General features: G+C 67.5%; 23 protein-coding genes and 3 pseudogenes. 13 read left to right on the forward strand and 13 right to left on the reverse strand.

Annotated elements, in window-relative coordinates:
* Window positions 1-87: 87 nt before the first annotated feature.
* The 8 genes and pseudogenes from HEP85_RS38035 to HEP85_RS38070 all read right to left on the reverse strand — a co-directional run bounded on the left by HEP85_RS38035 (window position 88) and on the right by HEP85_RS38070 (window position 7,086).
* The gene (locus tag HEP85_RS38035; protein WP_248002267.1) at window positions 88-564 is read right to left on the reverse strand and encodes an ATP-binding protein; all 477 of its coding nucleotides are present in this window, start codon (window positions 562-564) and stop codon (window positions 88-90) included.
* A 10-nt stretch (window positions 565-574) separates the two neighbouring features.
* Window positions 575-1,422: pseudogene (locus HEP85_RS38040) on the reverse strand (DUF5819 family protein).
* A 116-nt stretch (window positions 1,423-1,538) separates the two neighbouring features.
* Window positions 1,539-2,282: pseudogene (locus tag HEP85_RS38045) on the reverse strand (ice-binding family protein); the annotation flags it as partial.
* 14 nt (window positions 2,283-2,296) lie between these two features.
* Window positions 2,297-2,737 (reverse strand): IS5 family transposase, encoded by a 441-nt coding sequence (locus HEP85_RS38050; RefSeq protein ID WP_282189877.1) that lies wholly within the window; start codon window positions 2,735-2,737, stop codon window positions 2,297-2,299.
* 17 nt (window positions 2,738-2,754) lie between these two features.
* Window positions 2,755-4,023 (reverse strand): IS110 family transposase, encoded by a 1,269-nt coding sequence (locus HEP85_RS38055; RefSeq protein ID WP_168531954.1) that lies wholly within the window; start codon window positions 4,021-4,023, stop codon window positions 2,755-2,757.
* A gap of 483 nt (window positions 4,024-4,506) precedes the next feature.
* Window positions 4,507-4,880: pseudogene (locus tag HEP85_RS38060) on the reverse strand (transposase); the annotation flags it as partial.
* Window positions 4,881-5,597: 717 nt separating this feature from the next.
* Window positions 5,598-6,362 carry an SDR family NAD(P)-dependent oxidoreductase gene (locus tag HEP85_RS38065; RefSeq protein WP_168531955.1) on the reverse strand — a complete coding sequence of 255 codons (765 nt, stop codon included), beginning with the start codon at window positions 6,360-6,362 and terminating at the stop codon, window positions 5,598-5,600.
* 115 nt (window positions 6,363-6,477) lie between these two features.
* Window positions 6,478-7,086 carry an ester cyclase gene (locus HEP85_RS38070; protein WP_168531956.1) on the reverse strand — a complete coding sequence of 203 codons (609 nt, stop codon included), beginning with the start codon at window positions 7,084-7,086 and terminating at the stop codon, window positions 6,478-6,480.
* A gap of 248 nt (window positions 7,087-7,334) precedes the next feature.
* On the opposite strand from HEP85_RS38070, the gene HEP85_RS38075 reads away from it, so the two are divergent.
* Window positions 7,335-7,994, forward strand: coding sequence for a TetR/AcrR family transcriptional regulator (locus HEP85_RS38075; protein WP_168531957.1), 660 nt, complete (start codon window positions 7,335-7,337; stop codon window positions 7,992-7,994).
* A gap of 718 nt (window positions 7,995-8,712) precedes the next feature.
* Here HEP85_RS38075 and HEP85_RS38080 read toward each other — a convergent pair.
* Complete coding sequence (locus HEP85_RS38080; RefSeq protein WP_168531958.1) at window positions 8,713-9,180, reverse strand: MarR family winged helix-turn-helix transcriptional regulator; 468 nt, start codon at window positions 9,178-9,180, stop codon at window positions 8,713-8,715.
* A 207-nt stretch (window positions 9,181-9,387) separates the two neighbouring features.
* Between HEP85_RS38080 and HEP85_RS38085 the strand changes: the two genes are divergently transcribed.
* The gene (locus HEP85_RS38085; protein ID WP_168531959.1) at window positions 9,388-9,948 is read left to right on the forward strand and encodes an NADPH-dependent FMN reductase; all 561 of its coding nucleotides are present in this window, start codon (window positions 9,388-9,390) and stop codon (window positions 9,946-9,948) included.
* Between the two features lie 558 nt (window positions 9,949-10,506).
* Window positions 10,507-10,875 (forward strand): DoxX family protein, encoded by a 369-nt coding sequence (locus tag HEP85_RS38090; protein WP_168531960.1) that lies wholly within the window; start codon window positions 10,507-10,509, stop codon window positions 10,873-10,875.
* 82 nt (window positions 10,876-10,957) lie between these two features.
* Here the strand turns inward: HEP85_RS38090 and HEP85_RS38095 are convergent, their stop codons facing one another.
* From HEP85_RS38095 to HEP85_RS38105, 3 genes are all read right to left on the reverse strand, one after another.
* Entirely contained in the window at window positions 10,958-11,797 is an 840-nt protein-coding gene (locus tag HEP85_RS38095) for an IS5 family transposase (RefSeq protein ID WP_168531961.1), read from the reverse strand.
* Between the two features lie 521 nt (window positions 11,798-12,318).
* Entirely contained in the window at window positions 12,319-13,695 is a 1,377-nt protein-coding gene (locus HEP85_RS38100; RefSeq protein ID WP_168531962.1) for an IS1380 family transposase, read from the reverse strand.
* A 345-nt stretch (window positions 13,696-14,040) separates the two neighbouring features.
* Window positions 14,041-14,943: a hypothetical protein gene (locus HEP85_RS38105; RefSeq protein ID WP_168531963.1), complete on the reverse strand. Its 903-nt coding sequence runs from the start codon at window positions 14,941-14,943 to the stop codon at window positions 14,041-14,043.
* Between the two features lie 1,164 nt (window positions 14,944-16,107).
* On the opposite strand from HEP85_RS38105, the gene HEP85_RS38110 reads away from it, so the two are divergent.
* The 5 genes from HEP85_RS38110 (at window position 16,108) to HEP85_RS38130 (ending at window position 20,264) form a co-directional block, all read left to right on the forward strand.
* Complete coding sequence (locus HEP85_RS38110; protein ID WP_168531964.1) at window positions 16,108-17,418, forward strand: hypothetical protein; 1,311 nt, start codon at window positions 16,108-16,110, stop codon at window positions 17,416-17,418.
* Window positions 17,419-17,524: 106 nt separating this feature from the next.
* Window positions 17,525-18,883, forward strand: coding sequence for an SMI1/KNR4 family protein (locus tag HEP85_RS38115; protein ID WP_168531965.1), 1,359 nt, complete (start codon window positions 17,525-17,527; stop codon window positions 18,881-18,883).
* 49 nt (window positions 18,884-18,932) lie between these two features.
* A complete protein-coding gene (locus HEP85_RS38120; protein ID WP_168531966.1) occupies window positions 18,933-19,205 on the forward strand; it encodes a glutaredoxin domain-containing protein in 273 nt (90 codons plus the stop codon).
* Between the two features lie 512 nt (window positions 19,206-19,717).
* Complete coding sequence (locus HEP85_RS38125) at window positions 19,718-20,026, forward strand: hypothetical protein (protein WP_168531967.1); 309 nt, start codon at window positions 19,718-19,720, stop codon at window positions 20,024-20,026.
* 43 nt (window positions 20,027-20,069) lie between these two features.
* Window positions 20,070-20,264: a hypothetical protein gene (locus tag HEP85_RS38130; protein WP_248002268.1), complete on the forward strand. Its 195-nt coding sequence runs from the start codon at window positions 20,070-20,072 to the stop codon at window positions 20,262-20,264.
* A 214-nt stretch (window positions 20,265-20,478) separates the two neighbouring features.
* Here HEP85_RS38130 and HEP85_RS38135 read toward each other — a convergent pair whose 3' ends face one another.
* On the reverse strand, window positions 20,479-21,105 hold the full coding sequence (locus HEP85_RS38135; RefSeq protein ID WP_168531968.1) for a hypothetical protein: 627 nt from the start codon (window positions 21,103-21,105) through the stop codon (window positions 20,479-20,481).
* A gap of 373 nt (window positions 21,106-21,478) precedes the next feature.
* Here HEP85_RS38135 and HEP85_RS38140 point away from each other — a divergent pair, with 373 nt between their 5' ends.
* The 5 genes from HEP85_RS38140 (at window position 21,479) to HEP85_RS38160 (ending at window position 24,961) form a co-directional block, all read left to right on the forward strand.
* Window positions 21,479-22,303 (forward strand): transposase, encoded by an 825-nt coding sequence (locus HEP85_RS38140; RefSeq protein ID WP_168531969.1) that lies wholly within the window; start codon window positions 21,479-21,481, stop codon window positions 22,301-22,303.
* Between the two features lie 560 nt (window positions 22,304-22,863).
* Window positions 22,864-23,097 carry a hypothetical protein gene (locus HEP85_RS38145; RefSeq protein WP_168531970.1) on the forward strand — a complete coding sequence of 78 codons (234 nt, stop codon included), beginning with the start codon at window positions 22,864-22,866 and terminating at the stop codon, window positions 23,095-23,097.
* Window positions 23,098-23,106: 9 nt separating this feature from the next.
* On the forward strand, window positions 23,107-23,907 hold the full coding sequence (locus HEP85_RS38150; protein ID WP_168531971.1) for a helix-turn-helix transcriptional regulator: 801 nt from the start codon (window positions 23,107-23,109) through the stop codon (window positions 23,905-23,907).
* A 556-nt stretch (window positions 23,908-24,463) separates the two neighbouring features.
* Window positions 24,464-24,586 carry a hypothetical protein gene (locus tag HEP85_RS38155; RefSeq protein ID WP_282189878.1) on the forward strand — a complete coding sequence of 41 codons (123 nt, stop codon included), beginning with the start codon at window positions 24,464-24,466 and terminating at the stop codon, window positions 24,584-24,586.
* Between the two features lie 213 nt (window positions 24,587-24,799).
* Window positions 24,800-24,961 (forward strand): hypothetical protein, encoded by a 162-nt coding sequence (locus HEP85_RS38160; RefSeq protein ID WP_168531972.1) that lies wholly within the window; start codon window positions 24,800-24,802, stop codon window positions 24,959-24,961.
* The last annotated feature ends 951 nt before the right edge of the window (window positions 24,962-25,912 follow it).

Below are 25,912 nucleotides of genomic sequence, written 5' to 3' on the forward strand. Positions count from 1 at the left end.
CGAACTGCACGTCCAGCAGGACCGCGCCGGGCTTGCCACAACCAGCCCCGCAGCACGTGATTGGCGGGACGGGGCGTCGGCGCGCAGTCACACTGGCTGGTGGCCGGCTGGGTCGCCGTTGGGGTCGTCGGCCAGAGTGATTGCGGTGCGGATGCGTTTGCCGACGGGCTCGCGGTGCACCTCGAAGCTGCGGCACACGGCCATGACGATCTCCAGGCCGTGCTGTCCGACCCGGGCAGGGTCCGGCGGCAGGATCAGGGGCAGCGCGGTGCTGCTGTCCCATACCGTCACCGCGACGGCTCCTTCACTGACCTCGAGGGTCAGCAGGCAGGGGCCGGGCGCGTATTTGTGCGCGTTGGTCACCAGTTCGGACACCACCAGCTGAACAACCCCGACCGCCCGCTGAGACACAGGAAAGCCGTGCACGGCCTGCAACGACTCCAGAAAGTCCCGGGCTGCGTCCCGGGTCTCGCCGATCTCCCCAGCGCCTTCCACCACGAGGGAGACCGCCATCGAAGGGCCCGGCAGGTGCTGCTGGCCGTGGTCCTGCTCCGCCAGATTCATAGGTTCTGCCTCACTGCCGAAGCGCTGTTTTCTGCGTCTCGGCTGCCCCGGAAACGCGACTGCATCCCTCCCGGGTGTGCGCAGCGGCCGCCGCCGAACGAGGGGAGGGCATTTCGCCTGCCTGGTGTGGGCGCCCGCCCTCGTGCGCAGGCTGGCTTGGGCTGGTCGCGCAGACCTTGGCGTATCGGGCGCAACGCCGTGACCTGCGTGGTGTGTGCTGTGGTGGGGCCACACCACAGCACACACCGGCATGGGCGCACCGGTTGTAGGCGGTCGGGGTGGAGGGGCCGGCGGCTCGGTCGCAAGTTTTCTGCATCATCAGGGCGCGTTCCGTGTGGGCCCTGTCGTCGCCACCGTATGTCTCGACGTAGGAGGTCCAGGAGCGGCGCAACAGGTTCTGCGCCGTGTGGCTCGGGAACGCGTCGTGTTCGACGGCGGAGTTGTCCACGGCCGTCAGGTCGAACCAGGAACTCACGTGAGCCGATTTCCGGTCCCGCCTGCGGTGCGCGCAAGGATCTGCCGGTTGACCGAGTCGGGGTCCGGGGCGAAGAGCCGCCAGTTCTGTTCGAAGAACGGATACACCCACGAGTTGATCAGTGGGCTGTATCGCTTGGAGCCGGTGTTGGTCGGAGCGACCTGAAGGAACACCAGGACGACATGGACGAGAGTCGTCGCCACACACAGGATCACTGCTGTGGACAGCCCGGTTTTCAGTGCCCGAGCCCCCTTCGACAGCCTGTCGGGCGTCGGCGTGCTGTCGGTGCATTCCTGTGGGGTCGGGCCGGGATCGGAGTGCGGGAGTTCCTTCACGTCCGCTGGTTCAATTCCGCTGGACACCGTCCACCCTGTTTTTCTCATATCAGCTACTCATGTCTGGCCGCTTTTTCGGAATATCACCGGCGGCGCGCGGCGAAATCGGTGAGGATTCCGCCGCGCGCCGTGATCCGACGAGCGGAGTTACTGCGGGGTGCTGCCTAGCCCGCGTAGCCCTTGGCGTAGTCGAGGGCGGCCTCGCGTCCGTGGGGGACGTCGGCGTAGCCGTAGTTCCCCTCGGGCTGCTCGCCGTACGAGGGCTTGCCGTGATCGATGTCGTGCCCGTGATGCGGCTTCTCGCCGTGGTGAGGCTTCTGGCCGTGGTGGTGGCCCGGCTTGTTGTCGTGGTGGTGCGGCTTTCCGGGCTTCCCGCCATGTCCGGGGCCACCGGTGGTCCCGCCGACCGTGTTTCCAGCGGTGCCGTTCCCGGCCGTGTTGCCCTGCGTGTTCCCGGAGGTGGTGTTCCCGGCGGTGTTGCCCACGGTGTTCCCGGACGTGTTGCCGGCGACGTTGCCGGTGGTCGTGCCGGTCGTCGTGCCCGACGTGGTCCCACCGGTGGTGGCGGTCGCGCAGTTGTTGAGGAAGATCCTGTTGTTGTCGAGCGTCACGGCGCCGTTACGGGCCAGGGCACGGCCCTCGATGTTCGTCCCCGTGGTCACGCTGATCGAGGTGAGGGCCATCACGGTGCCCACGAACGTGGAGTTGGTGCCGAGGGTGGCCGAACTCCCGATCTGCCAGTACACGTTGCAGGCCGAAGCGCCGTTCGTCAGAAGCACTCGGCTGGACGATGCCGTCGTCAGGGCTTCGGGGATCTGGAACACCCACACGGCGTTCGGGTTTCCTCCGGCATCCAGGATCAGGTCACCGGTGAGTCCGACGCCGGACGTGGCGGTGTAGACACCCGGAGTAAGAGGTCATCTCATTTGGCGAGTCTGCGGTAGCAGATGAGGGTGCAGGCGATGCTGGCGAAGGCGAGGAAGTGCTCGGCTTTGCGCTCGTAGCGTCGGTGGAGGCGGCGGCAGCCGGCGAGCCAGGCCATCGTGCGTTCGACGGTCCAGCGGTAACGTCCCAGTCGCTGTGAGGACTCGACTCCCCTGCGGGCGATCCGGTGCTGGATGCCGCGCCGGCGTAACCATCGTCGCAGGTGGGAGTAGTCATAGCCTTTGTCGGCGTGGAGCTTTGCGGGCTTGCGGCGCCTCGGTCCGCGGCGGGAGCGGATCGGCGGTATCCCTTGCACGAGGGGAATCAGGGCCTGGCTGTCGTGCAGGTTCGCCCCCGAGATTGCCACCGAAAGGGGCAGACCGGTCCGCTCGGTGATCAAGTGGATCTTCGACCCGTACTTGCCCCGGTCGACAGACATCCCACGCGCGTAACTCGTCAAGCGGCCTCCGCTGGAAGCTGTGCTGCGGGTTGGTTGGGGAAGGCCGTCTCCTCGTCGTAGTGCTCTCCGTGCTGGAGGCAGTGGAAGAGCATCCCCATGAAGCGGTTGAAAAGGTTGCGCTGGGCAGCGACGTGGCGGTCACCAGCCTCCTTGCGGCGGTCGTAGTGGGCTCTGGCGCCCGACGACGCGGTTAGGGAGGCGAAGGCCCAGACGTAGCCGGCAGCCGCCAAGCGCTGGTTCTTGACCCGCCGGGCCATCACCGTGCAGCTTTTGCCGCTCGCCCGGGTGACTGGTGCACTGCCGGCGTAGGCCTTCATCGATCCGGCGGTAGTGAAGCGGGCTCGGTCGTCGCCGATCTCAGCCAGGACTCGGGCCCCGGTTAAGGAGCCCAGGCCCGGAAAGCTGGAGATGATCGAGGCATCGGGATGCTGATCGAAGGACTCCCTGGTGGCGGCTTCGAGCTGGTCGGCGTTGGTGCAGGCGGCCTCCAGCTGGCGCAGCAGAGCCGTGGCCTGCTGGCCGAAGGCCGCCTCGACCTGCGGTGGTTGGTGGAGGTACTCGCGGTGGAAAACCTCGTGGAACCGGTCGGCCTCGGCTTCGATGCCGCGCAGGCGTCCAGCCTGCCTGAGCAGGGACTGGAGACGTCGGCGCGTGAGACGGGCCGCCGCTGCGGGCGTCGGCGCCTTGGCCAGGATGGTCCGGGCCTCGGGTGAGCAGATTCCCCCGCGCTTGTCGGCGAACGCGGCCAAGATCGCTGGGTAGAACTCGCGCAGCTGCGAGCGGAGCTTGTTGTGGGCCTGGACGCGATCCCAGACCGCGTCCTGCTGAGCTCGTGCCAGCACCGCGATCGCCTGTGCCAGCTCGGAGTCCTTCGGCAGCGGCCGGTGGGCGGCCATGTCGGTGCGCAGGATGTTCGCCAGGACAGCAGCGTCGATGGCGTCCGACTTCTTCCTCGCGACCGAGTGCCGATCCCTGTAGCGTGCCACCGCCAGCGGGTTGATCGCGAACACAGGGCGTCCCGTCGCGCGGAGACAGGCGACCAGCAATCCCCGAGACGTCTCGATCGCGACCGGGATCTTGTGATCTTTGCTGTCGCCGTGCTCCGTCAGCAGGGCTGTGAGCTGTGCGAATCCGGCTGCATCATCGCTGATTCGCAGCTTGGCGAGCCGTGTTGCGCCGGCATCGACGAGAGCGACATCGTGATGGTCTTCTGCCCAGTCCACCCCGCAGAACACCGGCACTGGTAACCCCGCGATCTCCATCATGTTCTCCCTCACACTCTGATGTTTCCGCAGGCCAGAGCCTGTGCAGGGTGCGCGTGCTCCCTAATGGAAGTGCTCAAGGCACAACATCCCACCAGCCGTTCGCAACCCCAGCGAACTGCACGGTCCTTCGTCTTCGCGAGAGCTCTCAGGCTCGCGACAAGATGAAAGGTGTTCCGTGTAGTTGGCTCAGGCCACGACCATCGAAGCTCTTGGTTCGCACCGTCGGGTGACGTGTTCTGAACTGGGTCTGCGGAGACCCGTTGTGAGGCGTTTGTGTCCTCGCGAGGCGCTGTTGTGCTCGCGAAGCTCGGAAACTGGAACGGTTCCGGCCGGGGTCAGATCGCTCTCAGTAGGGGGCTTCCTGCCCAGGTGGCGGACGAGGTCTCGGTTCCGGCCGGAACCGCTGCTGAAGCGAGTCCCGCGGTCTGTCGAAAGAGCTCTCACTCCGGATTCGGATAGCGATGACTCGCTTCGCTGCCCATTAGGATTCGGACCTGTCAGGTCCCCCTTTTCAGGGCCCGCATGTTCACCGAGTCGATCGCGCACCGCGACCAGTCCAGCTCGCCGCGGGCGCCGAGTTCGTCGAGGACCAGGCGGTGGAGCTTGGCCCACACCCTGGCCTTCGACCACTCCGAGAACCGCCGGTGGGCAGTCGCTCCGGACGGGCCGAACGACGCCGAAGGCAGCTGCTGCCAGGTACAACCCGACGTGGCCACGAAGACGATCGCGGCCAGCACTTCCCGGTCGCCATGCCGACGCCGACCACCGCCCTGCGGCCGCGATGGCGCCTCCGGCACCACCCGCTGGAACAACTCCCACAACTCGTCCGGCACCAGCCGCTCAACGATCCCCACCATGACTCACAGAATACCGAGTCGCCCAAATGAGATGACTTCTTAGGGTCTGAGGTGCGATACGCTTTGGGAGCCTCGGGTTGAATCCCACCGTGTGAAGAGGGGGCCGGCGCCGTCGGGCCCCTCCTCCGTTCCCACGCTCTCTCCCGCGAACCCGGCCAGCTCCTGCAGCACCGAGAAGTGGTCAGCCCGGCCCCGCCAGAGCGTTACGGGACCGGGCTGAAACTGTGGACCAGCAGCCAGTTGGCGCCGGGACCCCAGCCTTCGCGCATCGTAGAACGCACCTCAAGCCGCCGGTGCCCGTTGACAATCATCAAACTGCGCGCGGCCCATGACCGGGGTGCTTCGCGGCAAAGGTACCCGCGGACCTCGCTACGAGGTCCAGTCTGCGAGCATCAGTGTGAGCCGTAGGTCTTCTACTTCCAGCACCACAGGGTTGTCGAGCCTTCCGCATGCTGCTCTTCAGGCGCATCGGGGCATGGGGCCGGGGCGCGGGAAATACGAGAGCCGTATGGCCAAGAGCCACGGCCGTAAGAGCCGGGCGAGAATCAGGGCAGCCGCGGGCGCCGAGGTTCGTGTAGCCGCTCGTCTCGAATCCGCGGGCGCAAGCCCGGAGGAGGTCCAGCAGCTCATCGCGCTCATTCGGGCCGGGGCCGTGGAAAGCGCCCATGCCGGTTTGTTCGAGGCAAGGTTGGCCTTGGTGTTGCTGCATGGGTGGGGTTACCAGGCGCTGGCTCCGCCATCGACCGGGTAGTTGGCGCCTGTGATGAAGGAGGCCCGGTCGGAGGAGAGGAAGGCGGCCAGTTCGACGATCTCCTCGGGTCGTGCGAAGCGCTTGAGGAGCGTCTTGCTGGTGATGGCGTCCCTCATGGCCTGGTTGTCGCCGAGGTCGCGGTCGCTGGCCGGGGTGAGAACCGGGCCGGGGCTGATCGCGACCGCGCGGATTCCGTGAGGGGCGCCTTCGAGGGCGAGTTGTCGTGTCATTCCGATGACGCCTGCGTTGGCCGCGGTGTGGGCGATCATCGGGGGAGTGGAGCCCGCGATCAGGCCGGCCTCCGATGCCACGTTGATGATGACTCCGCCACCTCGGCGGACAAGGTGTGGCCACGTGTACTTCGACACGAAGAAGGGGATGTCGAGTTCTCCGGCTTCCGTCGCGCGCCAGTCCTCGACGGAGAAGTCGGGCATGGCCCCGAAGCGCTGCATGGCCGCGTTGTTGTAGACGACGTCGAGCCCGCCGTAGGCGTCGGCGGCGGAGTCGGCCATCTGATGAACCTGGTCCGGGTCGGTCAGATCGACCGGTGCGATGCTCGTGATCTCGCCGCCGGCGCGACGTACGAGTTCGGCCGTCTCCGCGTTGCCGCCGGCCTGGATGTCCACGCCGACGATCCTCGCGCCTTCCCGGGCGAAGATCAGCGCGGCGACGCGCCCCATCCCGCCACCGGTGCCGGTGATGAGTACTACCTTCTCGTCAAGGATTCCCATGGTTCTCTCCTGCTTTCGTACCTGTTCCATCGGGTCTGTATGGGTGAGATGCGAGCGCGACGGGCGGGCCCGCCCCTGGTCGGAGCCATCGCCAAGGACGGGCCGCCACGGAGCGCTATTTGGTGCCGGGGGTGGCGGAGCCGGGATCGGACACGCCGCGGAGCTCATCGAGGAACCTGCCGAAGTTGCCTTCGGACCAGTGCTCGACGGACTGGCCGTGTACCACGCGGTCGATGGAGATGCCGCTGAGCGTGACGTCGCGGCCGGAAGCGGGAATCCCGAAGACAGTCCCGGTGTGGACACCTTCGAAACTCCAGCGGGTGACGACCTTGTCGCCTTCGACGATCTGGTCGAGGACGGTCATCTTGAAGCCCTTGAGCCCGGCCTTGATGTTGAGATCGCCCTTGATCCAGTCCTCGCGCTGCTCAGGCCCGTTGAACCCGTGGAGAACCAGGTCCTTGGAGATGTAGCGGTCGAAACCGGCGGCCAGGTCCCCGTTGTAGCTTGCGTAGTAGGCCGAGGTGACCTGCAACGGCGACAGGTAGTGGTGTTGCGCCGAGTGCCCCGGGGTCTTGTCCGAGTTCTGGCCCTGCGCCATGGCCGGGACGGCTGTGGCGGTCAGGGCAGCGGCGGCGACGAGACTGGTCACCAGGCCGGTCACCTTGCGGCTCCGCGTGGCCGCGGTGGGAAGGGTGACGACTGCTCGGTCCTTCTTGGTGGTCATGAAGCTCCTGAGAGATGAGGCGGTGGCTGTCACGACCACCAACACTTACTTGACGCGTCAAGCATGTTCTTGGATCTGACAACTGTCAAGCTCGATATCTGTGCTTCTCCAAGGGGCCGGGACGGGCACATAGGATCTGCCTGACACGAGCCGTCCCTGGTCCGAGTCGACGCTTTTGTGCCGGCGTCGGGGGCCAGGGCCGGCGAGAACACCCCGGTTCAGCAGGCTGCGGCGAGGAGCGGCGAAAAATGACCGACGACCGGACGGCGGTGAAGTCGCCTGCGCGGGGCAGATACGCCCCTGCGCAACTGGACGAGACTGAAATCCTTCGGCGAGGCCTCGAGACCTTCGCGGAGCTCGGATACGCCGCGACCACGGTGCGCGAGCTCGCGCGGCGGCTCGAGGTCAGTCACAACTTCGTCAACGACCGCTATGGGTCTAAAGGTGACTTCTGGCGTGCAGTCGTGGACTTCGCGCTGCTGGACGACCAGAAAGAGTTCGATCATCAGCTGGCAGAATCCCGCGACGACGACGAACGCCTCAGCAGCGTGATCGTTCAGCTGTACCGGCGATCAGCGAGCGCCTCAGCGATGAACCGTCTGCTGGCGGATGAGTCCACCCGCGACTCCGACCGCCTGGACTACCTGCACGAACGGTTCATCAAGCCGTTCTGGGACAGCATCGAGCCGACCATCAACAGCCTCACGGCCGCCGGCCGCATCCCGCGGGTGCCGCCGCACGTCCTGTACACGGCCATCACCGGTCCGGCGCTCGCCCTCGCCCACGACCCGATCGCCGACCGACTGAACCCGGCTGCCGCACCAGCGGCAGAACAGGACAGAGACTGCCTGGCTGATGCACTCTCCAGCCTCGTCCTCCACGGGTTGCTCCGTCCACGTGTGCAGTGACTGGTGTGCGTCGCCACAGAACCGGACAGAGGGCCCAGATGTCGACCGAGGCACGCAGCGCGTCAAGGCCCGCGCCGGTGTGCAGCGGTGGCGGCCAGCGGCCGCGGTGCGGACACCCGCGGCTGCGCCAGCCGCGGGTTGCCGCCTCGGCACACGCGGCCCGCATCCGCGCCAGGTGGGGCTGACCGTCGACGGGAAAAAGCTGGCCGCCGCGGCGAGTTCACGCACTGAAGTGTCCTCCCCATGGGCGGCGACCCATTCGCAGTCGGCGCGCAGCAGCGCACCGCGCCGCTCGGAAGCGGGCTGCCTGCCGGTCCCGCACGTCACGGGCTCCGCGGGCGCCGCCGTCGATCTCACTGATGGTGGCGGCGGGTACCTTTGCCAGCCGGTACATGTTGTCGGTATACGGATGCAGGCCCGTGGGGGGTTGGCGCTTCGGAGGTCAGATCCGGGGTCTGCTCGATGCGAGTGATCAACTCGGTGAGCTGCTCGATGTGTCCGGGTCGATCAGGTTGATCTCTCCCGTTGGAGAAGGTCATCCGCCAGTAGGGCGGGCGGATCTTTTCGACGGCGAACTGCTTGTGCGTGCTGGTGTGGGTCACTCCAGGTGATGTCGAAGGGTGCTCGGCGGTCAACAGTGCCTGGCATCAATGAAACTTGTGAGGCTGCGGCGTGATGAATATGTCCGCAGGGGCGTGTCGACGTCCCGAGACGCTCCTCAGGTGGCGACGTTTCGCAGGGCGGCCGCGAGCTTCTTGAGGTCCAGGTCCTTCAGGTGGTCGAGGAAGTGCCGGCGTACCGCGGCGAGGTTGCTGGGCCAGGCCTCTTCCAGGCGGGCAAGGCCTGCGTGGGTCAGGGAGGCGTGCCAGCTACGGCCGTCCGTGTCGCACTGCTTCCGCTCGATGTACCCCTCGCTTTCCAGCCGCTGCACGATCCGGGATGCTCCGCTGAGGGACATCTCGATCGCGTGGGCGAGCTCGTGCATGCGTAGCCGCCGGTCGGGTGCCTCCGACAGGTGCATCAGCGTCAGGTACTCCGTGTTCGACATCCGCTGCTCCCGTGCCATGTCGGCGTCGATGGCGCGCGGCAGGGAGTAGAGGAGCGAGGGGAGGGCCCGGACGACGGCTTCTTCGTCGGGGGTGAGCGGCTGCGGCGCCTCGGTGGGCGGAGTGGGCTTCGGTGTCATGCAGGAATACCTCGCGTGTGTGAGGACCGGGGTTGGGGACCAAGGGTGCGAAACGTCACACGGGAACCGTCATGCGGGCATGCACTTGCTTGACGCAACAATCTTTTGGTAACTTGCTTGATGTGGCAACTATATGTCCCGACCGGCTGCCAGGGCTATATGTCAGCCCAAAACGGGCACGGGTCACCTTCATGAAGGGTTCTTGCGTTGACCAAGATCGGAATCATCCTCGGCAGCACCCGTCCCGGACGTAACGGCGAGGCTGTCGCGCGCTGGGTGCACGACATCGCCTCGAAGCGGACGGACGCGGAGTTCGAGCTGGTCGACCTCGTCGACTACAAGCTTCCGCACCTCGACGAGGCCCTCCCGCCGTCGCTGGGTCAGTACTCCCAGCCGCACACGCAGGCGTGGGCGAGCAAGATCGCCTCGTTCGACGGATTCATCATGGTGACGCCCGAGTACAACCACTCGACGTCCGGCGCCCTGAAGAACGCCATCGACTACCTCTACGCGGAGTGGAACAACAAGGCAGTCGGCTTCGTCGGCTACGGCGGCCTGGGCGGCGCCCGCGCGGTCGAGCACCTGCGGCTGATCGCGGGTGAGCTGCAGATGGCGGACGTCCGTTCACAGGTCTCGCTGTCGCTGTTCCACGACTTCGAGAACTTCAGCGTGTTCAAGCCCGGCGACTTCCAGCTCGAGGCCCTGCACACCACCCTGGACCAGGTCCTGGCCTGGAGCAAGGCACTCGCCCCGCTGCGCGCCGTGTAACGCACGCAGATCAGCCGCCGCCTCCCGGCGGCGGCGAAGCCCATGGCGATCACACGCCACATCGGTGCGACCAGGCGGCTCCCGGCCCGCAGCGCGGACAGCGCTGCAGGAGTCCGCCGTGCCGGTCCGTCATGTCGACAGGACTCGGTGGTGGTCCGGCGGGACGCCCGCACCCGGAAAACCGTCCTCACCGGCGGAGGCATCGCGGAAGGTCCGGCCGAGCAACCTCGCCGCCGACCACCGCCACTTCCCGAACCACCTCCGGGGCTCGACCCGAGCGTCTCGCTGCGGCCGTAGGCAACATCGGCATGTGACGGCGCGTCCAAGGCCCGTACAGCTGACGCGTGTTCGAACCATTCATGGCCCATCGGCCCACCATGACCGAAACGCAACCAGGGCCGACGCAGCCACATCCGGCATGGCGCAGCCCCAACCCACCGCCGCACGAACGGGCGGCACCCGTTTGCGGGGCCCCACGCACAGCTCGTGTCCCGCGGCCTACGCCGGGACGGATATGCGGGGCCTCCCACACCCATTCATCTCCATCCAAGGACCCTCGTGTACATCGCTGCAGTGATCCTCAGTGCTCTTCTTGCCCTCGTCTCCCTCGCCGCCGGCGCGCCCAAGGCGCAGCTCAAGGGGGACGTCCCGGACGGCCTCGTCGCAAAGGGCCTCAGTTCCGCACAGGTCCGTCTCATCGGACTCGCCGAGGTCGCAGCCGCGGCGGGGCTCGTGGCGGGCATCTGGTGGCAGCCGCTGGGCATCGCCGCCGCCGCCGGGATGGCCGTCCTGCTCCTCGGCGCCATCGGCTACCACGTCAAGTGGGGCGACTACCGAGACAGCGCCGCTCGCGGCAGCGCCATGGCCCCCATCGTGCTCGTCTTCGCCGCGGTGGCGACGGTCGTCACACTCGCCGCGTCACAGTGACCGAGACGTCGTCACTGTCCCCCTCCATACAGACGCAATGCCGTAAGAGGGCATTTGATCTAGATGGATTGCCCTTTATCTCCTAGTACGTTCCTCGCCAGGTGGGTGTCGTCTCGTCCGTTATGCGCTTGGTGAGGTTGTCGATCGAGGCGACGTGGATCTTGGCTTCGGAGCTGGCGGGCAACATCTCGTAGTCGCGGGCGAAGCGCCGGTGCATCATGATCCATCCAATACTTCGCTCGACGACCCAGCGCCTTTTGACGACGTGGAAGCCACGAACTCCTGGAGTTCTATTGACGACTTCGACGTCGACTCCGAGCTTGGCTCCGTGTTCGATGACGGCGTTTTTGAAGCCGGTGTCGACCCAGCTCTTGGAGATGGTCGGGTAGGTCTTTTTGGCCTGGTCGAGGAGCTGGATTCCCACGGCGTTCTCGGACAGGTTCGCGGCGGTGACGGTCGCGGCGAGGAGCAGGCCGAGTGTGTCGGTGAGGATGCCTCGCTTGCGGCCGACGATTTTCTTGGCGGCGTCGGTTCCCTGGCTGGTCAGGGGCACGTTGGTGGAGGTCTTCACGCTCTGGGTGTCGATCACGGACGCGGTGGGTTCGGGCTTGCGTCCTTCCTTCACGCGGGCCAGGCCGGTGAGGTCGTGGTTGAGCTGGGTGAGGATTCCCTCGTCGCGCCAGGCGGCGTAGTAGGCGTAGACGGTGGCGTGGTTCGGGAAGTCGTGCGGGAGGTATTTCCAGGGGATTCCGGTGCGGTTGACGTAGAGGAGTGTGTTGAAGATGTCGCGCAGGTCGACCTTGGCTGGCTGTCCGGTGGGCCTGCGGTCGAGTCGGGCCTTTCTCCAGGCCGTCAATGTCGGTTCGAGTAAGGCCCATCGGGCGTCGGACAGGTCGCTGGGGTACGGCTTCCGCTGGCTCACGCCGTAGCGTGATCATGGATTGCGGTGGTCGGCGCTGTTCCCCTGCTGCTGGGCGTTTCTGCCTGGTCTTCAAACCAGACGGACTTCATGCTTGAGAACCGGAGCAAACGGGCGGGCATGTCCGCAGCTCGATGGACGTGAGGGTGCGCGTATAGGACAAATACCCCAAGCGTGACGGCCGCGAAGGTCACTTACCGATACAGGTCATCGCTAAATGCCCACTAAGGGCACCGGACCCGCGGTGGCCGCGACATTTGCCCCGCCTGCTGGATGAAAGAACGACGATGATCGCCAACTGACACGCGACGAACGCCCCGGTTCGGGGCGCCGAGTGCTCAGTATTCGCGAACTCAGGCGCTTTAGCCTCGATCTTTCTTGAGGGTCCGCCGACGGAGTCGGCGGACCCTTTTGCTTTCCGGAGCTGATGCCGGGCAGGCCGGTGGCCCGGCTGTCGCGTCGGGTGGGCGCCGGGTTCCACTGCCCGGGCGGGTGATGCTGCCGCAGGGACGATGGGTTGCCAGTCAGCCGGGGTCAGGCAGGAGCGCGAGCCGTTCAAGGGCGGCGGTGATCTCGCCGGTCCAGGGCCAGTGCCGGGCGAGGCGGAGAATCCTGCGCCGACCGGTGGTGACGAGCTGGCCGGCTGCGGAGAACAGGCGGAACCGCAATCGACGCGGTTCCCAGAGCCTCGCCCGGCCGGTCAGCGCGAGCATGGGCATCCAGGCCAGCAGGTCGAGCGCGATCTGGACGATCTCCATCCAGACCCGGTTCTGGGCGGTGTCGTGCAGGGGCAGGTTGCGCAGGCCGGTGGCCCGGGCGGCCCGGATCCGGTCCTCGGCCCGTGCCCGGAGCCGGTGACGCAGCTCGAGCTCGGCGATCGGCCGGCCGGTGGTGTTGGTCGCGAAGCACGTGATCCGCATGCCGTCCGCGTCCGTGATCCTCAACTGGGCGCCGGGATGGGGCCGTTCCTTGCGGACGATGAGCCGCATGCCCTTGGGCCAGTCGTCCAGGAGCTTGCCGGTGAGCTCGGCGACCCAGGCCCCGTCCCGGGCCTCACCGTCGGCCTCGACGGCCGGGGTCCAGGCCGAGGCGGGGACCTTCAGCACGTGTTCGTGGATCGCTTCGGTGACCGTCATGCCGACCGAGTAGGACAGCCATCGGCCCCGCTTCGCGAGCCAGGACACGAAGTCGTGGGTGCCGCCGGCGGAGTCCGTGCGGATCAGCGTCTGCCGTCCTCGCCGGTAGTGCTTGGGCAGTTGGGCCAGGGCGAGTTGGGCGGTGGTGATGTGGTCGGCGGCGGTGTTGGAGCCCGCGTTTCCCGGTCGGAGGAGGGCGGCGACGGGTTCACCGGTTCCGCCCGGTCCGTGGTCGACGAAAGCCGTCAGCGGGTGATGGCCGTAGGTCTTCTTCCAGGTCGCGGCCGCGTCCTGCTTGTCGGAGTGGGCGATCACGAGGACGCCATCGAGGTCGACAGTGACCTGGCCGTCGGCGTCCGGGGCGTTCTCGCCGGCCAACGACCAGGCACGATGACGGACTTCGGAGCGTGCGGACCGGACGGCCTGCAGGGCTTTGTCGCCGGATGCGGCGAGGGTGTCGATCAGGCGGGAGACGGTCGGGTCCGAGGCGACCGGGCCGAAGACGGCCGGCTCACACCGCAGCATGGAGACGTCCGCGAGGCAGTCCCCGCCCAGTGCGACCGCCAGGGCGACGTCCAGGAGGATCTTGCCGGGATCGTGGACGGCCCGCGGTTTGCGCCACGGAGCCAGAGCTGCGGATATCGCCTGGTCAAGGCCCGTCTTGCGGACCGTCTCCAGCAGCAGGACCGCACCGGCCTGCGAGAGCACCTGCCGACCGTCTGCCTGGACACGGACACGTGGGTACGACGAGATAGGCTCTCTCACCTGGAAAGTGCTCTTTTCCTTGCAGCCAACAGGACCCTCAGCAAGTCCCATCGTTGCAGGTCAAGGGCACTTTCCGTGTTTCTGATCAACTCTTGGACAGCCCACCTCGTGAAAGCCCGAGGTTAGTCGGCGACTACATCGGAGACAGCACCCGAGCCGAAATCACCTACGCTCGGTCGCTGCGCAAGCCCGTGCGGTTCACGCACCCCGAAGTCGACCCTGACGCCTGAGCGCCCGCTGCCACCTCGACAACCAGGGCCGGCAGCCCGCCGCCTGACCGTCTCGCGGTGGCTTCGGCCGCCGCCCACCCCACACCCTCCGCAGGCATCCCTTGGAATTGATCATCTAGGAGAGCGCGGAGGTGGCCCCTGGTGGTTCTTCGGACGGCGCCGAGTCTTGTGCGGCTCCGGGGACGTTGGTGGCCGCTTGGATGAATCCGTCGACCACGCGTCCGAGAGCTGTAGCGCGCTCCGGTGCGTCGAGGGTGGCGGCGAGGTGTTCGGCTGCGAGGAGGTAGCCGCCTGCGAGGGGTTCGCGGAAGTAGTGCCGGGCCTGCTCGACGGAGACTCGGTAGGTGGCGAGGAGGGTCGAGGAGACGTAGCCGCCGAGGGCGGAGATGAAGGCTGTCAGGGAAGCCAGGGTGACCGCTGTCGTCGTAGTGCGGGCCAGGGCCGCGGCGACGGCACCGCCGATGACGAGTGCGGTGGCTGTTCCCATGACCCATACAGCGACTCTGAAGGCTGTGCTGGCCTGGCCGGTCGAGAGGGTGTGGTACCGCTGGAGGAGTTCTCGGTTCGCGAGCAGCGGCGCGTCGGTCTCGGGTATGTAGTCCAACTCGGCCATACGCACATTGAATTCCTCGTCACTCACCACCTTGTCGTGTGCGCTGGATCGATTGACAGTACGCACCCGAAGTGTGACGCCAAGAACGATGAACGCCGTCAGGCACGCGGGCGACCACCACCAGTCGATATACCCCGTCGACCCATCATCGTCGGGAAGCTTCTGGTTAAACCCCCAAACCATGAAGAACACGAAAGCGAGCACACCGCACAGCAGCGCCGGGAGACCGATCCGCCAGCGATCCAGTTCGGCTGCGGAATCCAGTTCTATTTTCGCTTTGTGGATATTGCTGTCGGCTTGTGCTCTGGCTGCCACGACACCCGGGCGGGATTCGTCTCCGGCGGGCGCCCGCTGCTCGTCTGTCTGGCTTTCGGAGTCGCTGCCGAGCTGTGTTGGTTCGCTCATGCTCTTCCTGGTGAAGGGTCGGGAGCCCGCTCTATAGCGGGTTGAGTGCCGGTCAGCACATGCCGTGCCGTTGTGCGTTCGCGGTGCAGTACGGGTCGGGGTCCTTGCCCGTGTCTGCCAGCCACAATCCATAGGTCAGGGCGAGCGCGAGAAGGCAGAGCACGGCAATGACACGGGCGCTCAAGGGGAGCCCACGCCACCGGGTGCCCCACGAACGACGCTCGGGCTGCGGCGGACGGCGCCCCCCAGCGCGTCGCTGCGCAGCCACGACCTTGCTCGCCGGATGGGTCAGACCGCGATTCGGGTGCCCGGCCTCACGGGCGTGCGCGGACACTGTCCGCATCTCACGGCCCGGCTCGGCCCACACCGTGTCACCACAGGCCTTACAGATGTATGCAGCCACGTCCCCCCTGACGTCCGGCACACGTTAACCAGGGGATGCCCGTCGGGGCTAGGACTCCTCGTCGGCACGTCGTCCGTGAAGTCGCCGGCTGCGCGCCGAGGCCAGGCAGGGGGACGGGTCAGCCGCGAGGCCCCAGCGGTGCGGGCGCCCAGTCAGCGGGGGGAGGGCGCCGTCAGCGTTGATCCGGAGCTACTCGGGCGTGTTGTTCTCCCCGGCGATGAGTTTCTGCAGCCGCCGCTCGACGGCGCTCTGTTGGGCCTGCCTCGTCAGCGCGCCTTCGTAGGCCCGAGGGAGTCCGCGATTCGCCCGCTTCTGAACCGCTGGGTCGAGCACCCGGTAGACGTCGGTCAGAACGTCGACGAGCGGAGCGAGCGAGACGACTGGTGTGGTGAGCCCGAGGGCGCCTCAGACGACGCGCACCCGCGCCCGCGTAACGGGTTGCTGCCGGTTCGATCGAGACCGGCTCGGAGGGTGGAATGGCGCGTCATCCGGATGATCGCGACTCGTGTCATTAGGGCGAGCCAATGCCCGAGGTCGTCGGCGCCCCAGTTGTCGCGGTAGTCCTCGCGGGCGCCGACGGGCGGAACGTACTCGATGCCGATGAGGCCGAGGGTGGCAGCGTATTCGAACAGGACGGCGAGCGTGTAGCGGTCCTGGAGCAGGGGTCAGTCGTGGAATCCGTCGTAGCCGAGGCTGTCGTATGCAGCGCCCACCATGGCAGCGCCCGGCATTCACGTGTTCGAGTTCAGTAGCGTGGAGGGATGAGAACACGTGGGGGGAGGCTCGCCGCCGTCGCGAGCCTGGCAGCCAGTGCGGCCTTCGTACTGGGCGGCTGCGGAAGGATCAACGCAGGGGACACCGGCACGGGGGACACGAGCGCGGCAGAGCTCGGGTTCAAGGAGTATGCGGGCGCGGTGGACTACCCGTCGGTGACCGGCCCGCACAACAAGGGGTATGTGGCGCCCCGCCAGGGTCTGCGCCAGCTGGTGCCGCTGGGTGACTGCGCCCTGGGCGAGGGGACATTCGCCAACGGGTACCGCTATGTGAACGTCAACTGGACTGGTTCCGACGGCTGTACGAAGCTCTCGATCAACCCGAAGCCGGGCGCCGACGACGAAACCGACGTGCCGTACTCCATGCGCAGCGGCTGGCCCGGTGGCGGCCTGCCGGGCGACGTGGTGGTGCCGTGGGATGACGGTTCGCTGATCGGTGTCGGCGCCACGTTGACCCGAAGGGCACCGAACGGCGAGCAGTTCCGGCTCGCCACGCTGCCACTGACGTTCAACACCCGCCCCGAGCAGGAGACCGCGGACGACGCCTCGGTGAACACAGCGGTCAAGGTCGGCTCGCTCCTGCTGATCGGCGGCGGCCAGACGGTCGACCGGGTGGAGTCTCCGTACGTGTTCGCGTCCGACGACGCGGGCAAGACCGTGCGTCGCGTGCCGCTGCCGCCGATCGAAGGTCGGCAACCGTCCACACCCGTGGGCGACTTCGGCGTCAACGGCAAGGAGGTCGTCGCCTTCGGCGCGGCAGCGACCAACGCCTTCGACTTCCACTCCTCGGGCACGATCCCGTTCTGGCGCAGCGCGGACGGCGGCGCGCACTGGACGTCCGGCGAAAGCACCGGAATGCCACCGGGCACACAGGTGCACAGCATCCTGTACGCGTCGGACCACTGGCTCGCCGTGGGTGGCTATGCCAGGGCCGGCGCCTTCTACGACTCCCTCCCGCTGGTTCTCACCAGCCAGGACGGCACCCACTGGACCCGGATGGACACTTCGGCCATGGGCACCGGCGAGATCACTGCCGCGACCGTCGACTCCGCGGGCCACCCGGTCCTGGTCGGCTCGGCCCCCCGCCCCAAGTCCAAGCCGAACACCCGCACACTGCTGTGCAGTTCCATCTGGGTCGGCAACCGGACGACCACGGACTGGAAACGCCGCGGCCTCGGCTGCAGCGAGGACCCCCCGAGAACGGCGGTCACCCTCGCGGACGGGCGCGTGCTGATCGCGGGCAACCGGGACCTCTGGCTCTCTCGAAGCCCGGGGCCGGGGCGCGGTCACCGGTCTTGATCTCTTCCCGCGGAAAGCGGGCGTAGCCGAGTCGGGCCGCAACCCGTTGTCGTACCCCTGTGGTGAGGTGAAGTCGGACGACGGAGAGCGAGAGGCGGAGGAGACGATGGGTGAGCGTACGACGTGGCGGCCGTTTCTGAAGCAGTGGAGCGCGGAGTGGATCGCGGGACACGACCCGGACAAGGACGCACCGCTCGCGCAGGAGGTCGTGCGGGACGCCTGGCTCGGGTTCGCGCCGGCCAGTGAGGCCGAGGTCGCTGCGGCCGAGGCCCGGCTGGGGCGCCGGCTGCCACCTTCGCTTCGGGAGTTCCTGCTGGTCACCAACGGGTGGCGGGACGCGGGCCACTTCATCTACCGGCTGGCGGGCGCCGCGGAGCTGGAATGGCTGCGGGACACCGACGACCGCACCTGGATCGAGGTCTGGGAAGACTTCGCGGAGGACGATCTCGAAGAGGACGAGGACGGTGAGGAGGCGTTCGGCGTTCAGGAGGCGAAGGTCCTAGCGCGCTGCCTGCGCCTGTCCCTTGAAGGTGACGCGGCGGTCATGCTGCTCGACCCCGACGACGTGGACGTAGACGGCGAGTGGGCGGCGTACTGGCTCGCCTCCTGGTCCGGCGAGGGACCGGAGCGGTACGACTCCTTCCACGGCCTCATGCGCCGACAGTGGGTGTCCTTCCACGCCCTGCGCAAGCCGCCGGGCGCCACCCGGAACCACTGGGACGCGGAGGTCGAGCGGGCCCGATGCGAGGCGCTGGCCGGGGCGGTCGACGGACCGCTGTCGGTGTTCGCCCAGGCGCACGAGTACGGGCGGGAGCGAGCAGACGTGCTGAGCATGCAGATGAAGGCGATGCTCGGCGACTGGCGCGGCCACATCGCGAGCCTGATGTGGTACCGCCCGGGCAACGACGACCTCCTGCTCAGCCCGCTCTTCGCCGCGGAACTCCTACCGCTCCTGGTCCGGCAGGACCAGCTCGCGCACCCCCACGACCTGCGGCCCCTGCCGCGGCTCAAGGAGCACGCGCCCGCACCTGTGCGAGCGCTCGTCGCCGACTACGAGGCCCGGGCGGCCGAGCCGGGCTTCCGGCTCACCTTCGGCGGACCCGAGTTCGACGCGGCCGTGCACGCCGTCGCCGACCGCCTCGCCGGGCAGCCGGCCTTTCAGGCTCCCGACGAGCCGCCGATCCGTACAGGACCGATCGTCGTCACCCTGTACGCGGGCGGCGGCCCGCGGCCCGAACCCGACCCTATGTCCGACCCCGCCAAGGTCCGCACGGCCCGCGCGGGCCTGTGTGACGAAGCCTGGCCCGAACTCCGTGCAGCGCTACGCCTGTGGCACCCGGTGTGCGAGGACCATATTGCCCCGATATCCCTGTTCGCCGACCCGGTCCTGGCCCAGCTGATCACCCCGGACCGCGGCCGCGAGATCCTGGCCACGCACCGAGGTACGGGCCCCGGTGTCCCGTAGCCTGGAAGTTCCGGCCGCCAGGGACAGCAACACCGTACGGGGGAAGTGCATGACCGAGGAAAGCGACGGCGTCGTGATGTACTGGCGGCCCGGCTGCGTGTTCTGCATGAACCTGCGGCTGAGCCTGCTCTTCACGCGCCTGCGTTACACCAAACGGAACATCTGGCAGGACAAGGACGCAGCGGCGTTCGTCCGCTCCGTCGCGGACGGAAACGAGACGGTGCCCACCGTCACCGTCGCCGGGCACGCCATGGTCAACCCGTCGAAGCGACAACTGCTGGATGCGGTCCGCGAGTACGCGCCGCACCTACTCTCGTCCTGACCTGGCGCTGAGAGCAGAGGGCCGAGGCCGACGGCCTGTGGTCGGCCTGGTCGCGGTCGAGGGCCGTCTGACGCCACTCCAACGCGAGCCCGCTCTGTTTCGCCTCGCACAGCACCTGGACCATGTCGTCGTAGAACCCGGAACACGACGGTCGAGCAGGAGGGAAGGGTCCGCACCCTCGCGGATCCCCTCCACCTGCGCCAGATGGACAGCGGACACCGGCACACGGTAAGCACGCGTATCGCCCTGTTCATCATCCCGGAACTCGAGGACAAGCCGTGCGTCAAACCCAACTCATACCCGCAGTGGCCGTCGTGCTACTCGCAGCCGCTCTCGCGACCGGCTGCTCTGGTGGACACAGCGCTGAGGCCGGGCCCGGGCCCGCGGATTCCTCCGTCACGACGACGCCGACGCCCGGGAGCACTGCGGCAAAAATGATCGGGAGTTCGTCAACGCCGAGCACCGCCACATCGAATGGCTACCCGACCACCCCGGCTGCTCCGGGCGCGGCCGTGCCGCAGGTACGAGACGCCTTCTCAGTACTGCAAGCAACGTACAACGACAGCTGTGGGACCCCCGGAAACTGCCAGTACTTCCTCAACCGCCTTCTGACCAACCTCGACGACCTCGGCAAGTCCATGAAAGCCAGCCCGAAGGGCACAGCACACTTCAGGCAGCCGCTCGCCTGGATCGGGCAGATGCAGACCGCGCTGGACGGCGACTTCACGTTCGACAACCTCCACAAGCACCAGAGCCTGCTGGTCACGACCCGCGACAAGATCAACACTTGGATGCAGTCGTACCCGGACGACTACCGTTAGTCAACGAATGTGTCGCCCGCCGCAAATAGGCGAGAAGCTGCAGGTGAGTGCCACGGTCAGAAGGTGGCCGCCGTGGACGGCTGAGGTCAGTGGCCACGCAGCCGACTTCGCCCGCCGCGTCGACGCCGCGGCAGGCGACGCCACCGCAGCCGTCCACCAATGGCTCGTGGAAACCGGACGCATCCGCCCCGACGCCCACATCACCCACCTGGAAGTACGTACCTGGCGTGCGCGCTGAACCTGCCGCTGTCCCACACGACTGCAGGGTTCAGAAGGGCGCGGCAGGCCAGCTCCAAGAGCACCGGACGCTGCGTATCGCGGTCGGGGAACCGGTCTGCGATTGCGGCCGAATCCGCCTTATCCAGGTTGGGTTCATCTGCCCGCCGGTACTTCGGCCGGTGCTGCACCGAGGCTCGGCCCGGGGGCAGCACCACCGGAGGTCCGACGGACGCTCAGCCGGCTGCGGGTTCCTGGGTGGCCGGGGCGGTGTAGAAGACGGACGTGCCCTGCTTGTTGCGGTGGGCGTGGTTCTTGGCGACCAGTCCTTCGAGGGTGGTGCGTACGACCGTGGTCTTCACCGTGCGGTCGGGGTGGGCCTGGGTGAGAGCGTCGGAGATCTCGGCGGCGGAACGCGGTTCGCTCTGCTGCTTCAGGTAGCCGCGGATCACCTCGACGAGGGTCGGCTCGGTGGCCGGTTTGGGCGCCTTCGGGGACGAGACCTTGGCGGCGGACTGCTTCGGCGCTGTCTGCTTCGGTGCGGTCTTCTTGGATGCCGTGGTCTTCGCGTTCGTGGCAGCCGTCTTCTTCGTCTTGCCCGGCTTGGATGAGGCAACGCCCTGGTGAGGTACGGAAGACACGGTTGCGGTGACCGCCTCGGCAGCTGGGCTCGCACCGCCCAGTGCTTGCTGCAGGTTCACCAGCACAGTGTGGTCATGCTGCAGTGCAGCCAACTGCTCCTGCAAGGCCTGGATCTCCCCGCCGATACGGTCCTGCTCCTTGGTATTGCGCTCGAGGTCGCCGGTCACCTGAGCGGCGTACTGCGATGTCAGTTCCGTGGTGCGGTCCTTGACTTCAGACATGGCACAAGCCTTTCTGACAGTCTGCGGGCACAGCGATCGAGGAGGGTGCCGTGTTCGCAAACCGATAGGTAGGTATCCCATCTGAGATGACTGAATCACCCGCAGGGCACAACTACTGCGGTGTGCAGCAGTCTAGAGATAGTACGCACGAGTGAATCCGGATGTTCGCAGTGCGTGATACTTCACCCGCCTCCTCACCGTGAACAGCTGAAAGATGCGAGCCGCATCCGGCTGACTGCCTGTCCCTGCTGAACTGTTCTGCCGGTCGCCCTGACCTGCGAAGACAGATCTCGAACGACGCCTTTGGTATTCCGACGGCAGTGACAGCCGACAGCCGACAGTCGGCAGCCGGTCAAGGATTTCCTCTGCCTAGTTGGGTGAATGGCATGACCAGGTCCCTCGCGGTTGCCTCCGCCATGACCGGGGTCGCCACGAATGCGGCCTGGCCACAGAGAGATACGCCGCGGTCCAGGCCCTGCTGGCCGAGGGAAAGTCCCTGGCGGCGATCGGCCGGACACTGCGGCTGGACCACTCCACCGTCCGCCGCTTCGCCCGCGCCGCCAGCCTCGACGAACTCCTGGTCAAAGCCACCGGACGACTGTCCGTGTTGGACGAGCACAAGCCCCACCTCCACGCCCGCTGGCTAGAGGGCTGTCACGACATTCCCCAGCTCCACCGGGAACTACGCGAACGCGGATTCACCGGGAGCGTCCAGTGCCTCCGCCGCTACTTCCGCGCCTTCAGACCTCCCCGCCAACCAGGACGGAAGCAGCAGCCGGTCTCCCGGCCGCAGCCCAGGCCGGCCCCCAAACCCCGACGCGTCATCCGCTGGATCATGACGCACCCCCAGCACATCGCGGCCGCCGACGCCGAGGAACTGAAGGAGATCCGCACCGCCTGCCCTCACCTCGACGCCGCCGCACGGCACGTCCACGACTTCGCCGAAATGCTCCACCACCTCCGCGGAGACCAACTCCCCGACTGGATGGACCGCGTCCTTGCCGACGACCTCCCAGCCCTCCACTCCCTGGTCAGCGGCCTGCGACGCGATTTCGACGCCGTCACCGCAGGGCTCTCCACGCCATGGAGCTCCGGCCAGGTCGAGGGGCACGTCACCCGCGTCAAGCTCATCAAGCGCATGACCTACGGCCGAGCCAACCTCGACCTCCTACGCCAACGCGTACTCCTGGGCCCATGACCCTGCGACATCACAAGATCCCCGACAGAGCCGAATTGCGTGATCGCTGACAACGAGTTCCCGCGCGCAACACGGTGCTGTCTTTCGCCGTCTCCACGGCATGGCAGAGGGCCGACCTGGTCGCAGGTCGGCCCTCACCGTTGGGCCGGGTGCTGCCACGCACGCCGGTTCCCGAAGGTTCTGGCCCGTTTGGTAGGGAGGAGTCCGCAGCCGGCGGGGGAGTTGGAACCTGTCATGGAGCGTCGCATCCCTACCTGTAGGGGTGCAAGCTCGCCGTGCCGAAGCTGGGTCGCAGGTGCATCAACCGTACGGAGCTCCGTACACCGCGTGAGAACAATGCAGGTCAGCGGGGCTGGTCCGTGTGGATTAGCTGCGCAGCTGGCCAACAGGATCCCAGATGGGCCCGTGGACGCATCAACTGGTGGGGTCCTTACGGGCCATAGGGCACCATGCAGTTACATCCCCTGGACGTGCCACCGTTCAGGTGTGGTGAGGAGTCCGCAGTCGCCGGCGGCGACACCCACGAGTGCAGCCGCCCTTGATCCCAACAGGGAGTTCGCATGAGCCGCAAACGTCATGCCGCGGGGGGCCGTACGCCCGCCCCGCACCGTCTCACCGGAACCGAGACCGTCGTCATCATCGTCATCGTCCTGACCAGCGTCGCACTCGCGTGGGGCGGCATGGATCTGGGCCCCGTCCTCCAACTGCTCGCCGGTGCCGGGCTGATCGCGGTGGGGGCGGTGGTGACACTGCGCTTCGGCCGCCGGGTCCCGCTGTCCCTGCCGATGGTTTGAGGGAGCGTCATGGGACGTCCTGAGAAGCCGATCGCCACGCTCAACCTGGGTCTCCTGGCTCTCGCCGGGTGGCTGCGTGAGATCCGTACCAACGCCCAGCTCACGTATGTCGAGCTTGCGGCGAGGACCGGCAACGCGTACTCGGCCACCACGCTGCAGCGCGCTGCGAGCGGCAAGCACATCCCGCGCCTGCCGGTGGTGGAGGCGTATGCCGTGGCCTGCGGCGGATCGTTGGAGCAGGCCCGTCGCCGCTGGCGCCACGGGCGAGCCGTGGAGCACAGCGCTGCGCTTGCGTTCGGCAGCGCGCCCCTGCCCCGACTGGTCGAGAACGCGGCGGAACTACGTGCCGCTCTGCGTGAGATGTACCACCGGACCGGTGCGATGCCACTCCGCGAGATGGAACGCCGGGCCGGTCTGGGCCGCCTTCCTCGCACCACGATGCGCCGCATGCTCGACGGCACCACCATGCTCAGCAAGGACCAGATGCTGGTCTTCCTCACGGTCTGTGACGTGCCCGAGCGCGAGCATCAGGACTGGTTGGACGCTCTGTCCCGGGTGTGGGACAAGAGGCACTCCTGGTACGACAACAAACTCTTCAAGAACCTGCCTGAGCCCACGGGTACGAACCTGCACAAGCCTGTCGAGCAGTTCATCCGGGACGAGCGGAACCACCGGATGGAACGCAAGCCCCCGTCAGGCCGGGGCCGCTCGACGAGCAACGCGGGCGCGCAGCGTTCGCAGTTTGCTCGCGGCCGCCCTGCCAACAAGAACGGAAAGCGGCTGAAGCTCGGTGTCACGACTAACGGTTAAGAGCGATCGAGTACGCCAGTGGGCGGCCCGCCGGTGTGGGTGCAGCGGCACCTGGCCTCCGACGGGGCGGCCCTGCAGACGGGCTTCCAGCTGGTGAGGTTCGCCGAGGCAGAGCCCTACCAGCCGCGGACGCCACGCTGGTTGCCGATCACCGTGGGACAGCTGGAGGAACTGGTGGGTGCACGGGTCGATCAGGACCGTGGCACCGGCTACGTTCCACGTCCCGACGAGCCGGAACCGCAGTTGGTGTTCGAGAAGTTCGCGATGGTCCGACTGGCCCAGCCCCGCCCGTTCAGGGAACCGGCATGCATGCCGACCGGGGTGACGTGGTTGCGGCGCTGGGCACGTCAGGTCTGGCCGCGGCGGGAGCCCCGGGAGTGCTGCTGGTATCACGGCGGCGACTGGCATGCGGTCAGCGCGATGGCGCTGGACGTGCTGAAGCGGGCCCGCACAGAGGGCATCGCCGCGGAGGACATGGAGGAGTACGCCCTGGCCCACGCTGCCGCGGCTGGGACGGGCCTTTGGCAGAAGCGAGGCACTCGCCACGTTGTTCAGCGTGGCCGACGCCATCCAGCCCGCCAAGGGGCCGGGCTACGTCAACGGGCAGCATCGTTCGCAGGCGATGCTGGATGCGGGGGTGCGCCGCGCCGTTGTCCTGCGAATGGTCTGGCCGTCGTAGCCACCCTTCCCGGCCGGCAGCGTCGTGCCCGCCGGCCGTCGCTGCCGCAGTCGAATCCGGGAGCCAGTTCGCCTTCACGCCGGGTGCGGGGTAGCTCAGGAGTGGGACATCCCCCAGGGCGACCGGTCTGCCCTGGGCGAGTGGGGCCTGCCGCAACTACCGCACTTCACGCTCAGGCCGCAGGCCGGACCTGATCCCGTCCGGGTACCAAATGTGGCGGGCAAGCACGAGCGCCGGCTGGTCAAGGACGGCCAGCGGCTCTACGACCTGGGATTCTGGGGCCCAGCGAGGACAACTTCGTCGTCGGCGTGGTTCCCGGCGATGGCCGTGTCCTGTGTCTTCTCCCCGCACCGATCACCGTGGACGATCGGCTAGTGCTCCCAGGGGCGTGGGAGTAGTTGCCACAGTGCTCGCATCCAGGTGGGCGGGTGCGTCAGGCACTTGTCCACGAGGTGGCCCGCGGCAGGCTTCCGGCTGCGGGGAGGGAAACGGCTGGTCAGGCTGTGTGCGCGTGCTTGGTGTGGGGTCAGGCATCCCCCTCAGCACTCTTGTACCCGCCCCTCCCTGGTAATGGCGGCCGGCGACGGGAAGGAGAGCTCCTCGGGGGATCGGGGCGCCTGCGGGTGTTGCTGCGCGTCGGCGGCGGCCTCCGGGCTCCGGCGGGTCAGAGGCCGCCGGATCCGAACGGCTCCCCCTTCTCCAACCGTGGTTCCGTTGTCATCGGAACCTTTGCTCATGAGCCGTGTTGCTCAACGACGGCACAGCATGCTGGCGGGCGCCCTGCCGCGCACTGCACCACACGGAATGCCCAGCCGTGCGTGAGCCGCCTCTCGCTCGGTGATGGCTGCGCACGGCGCTCCCGCTCACCCGAGTTACGCTCCGGCGCAGCGCAGGACGTGGCGGCTACGAGAGTCGGTGTTCTGTGCGTGATGCCCCGGGGCCGTCGGGGGATGCCGACTGACCGGGGACATCAACACACCAGCCCGTGAAGGATGGGGCACGGGCAGGACCTTGTTGCGCGCTCGGACGAACACGTGCGGCCTTCGCACCGTACAACCCGCTCCCAGACCGGCTGTGGCACCACGCAGTGCTGCGTGGCGATGTCTCATCACCCGTGTGACGATGCTGGTGGGCTCCCCGGCCGTACGCATAGCACAGCACGGGGCGCCCCTGCCGTGCGCGGCCGCCGCTGCCGCCGGCTGCGCACGGCGCCACCGCACCGCCCTTTTTACTCCCGGCACGGCCGCCGCCGTCATCCGGCTGCCCATTCCAGTTCGAGGTCGGGGAGCGCGTGCGGTGAGCTTCCCCCGCCTGGATCGTGTTCGA

The sequence above is a fragment of the Streptomyces sp. RPA4-2 genome (assembly GCF_012273515.2).
Classification (GTDB): domain Bacteria; phylum Actinomycetota; class Actinomycetes; order Streptomycetales; family Streptomycetaceae; genus Streptomyces; species Streptomyces kaempferi.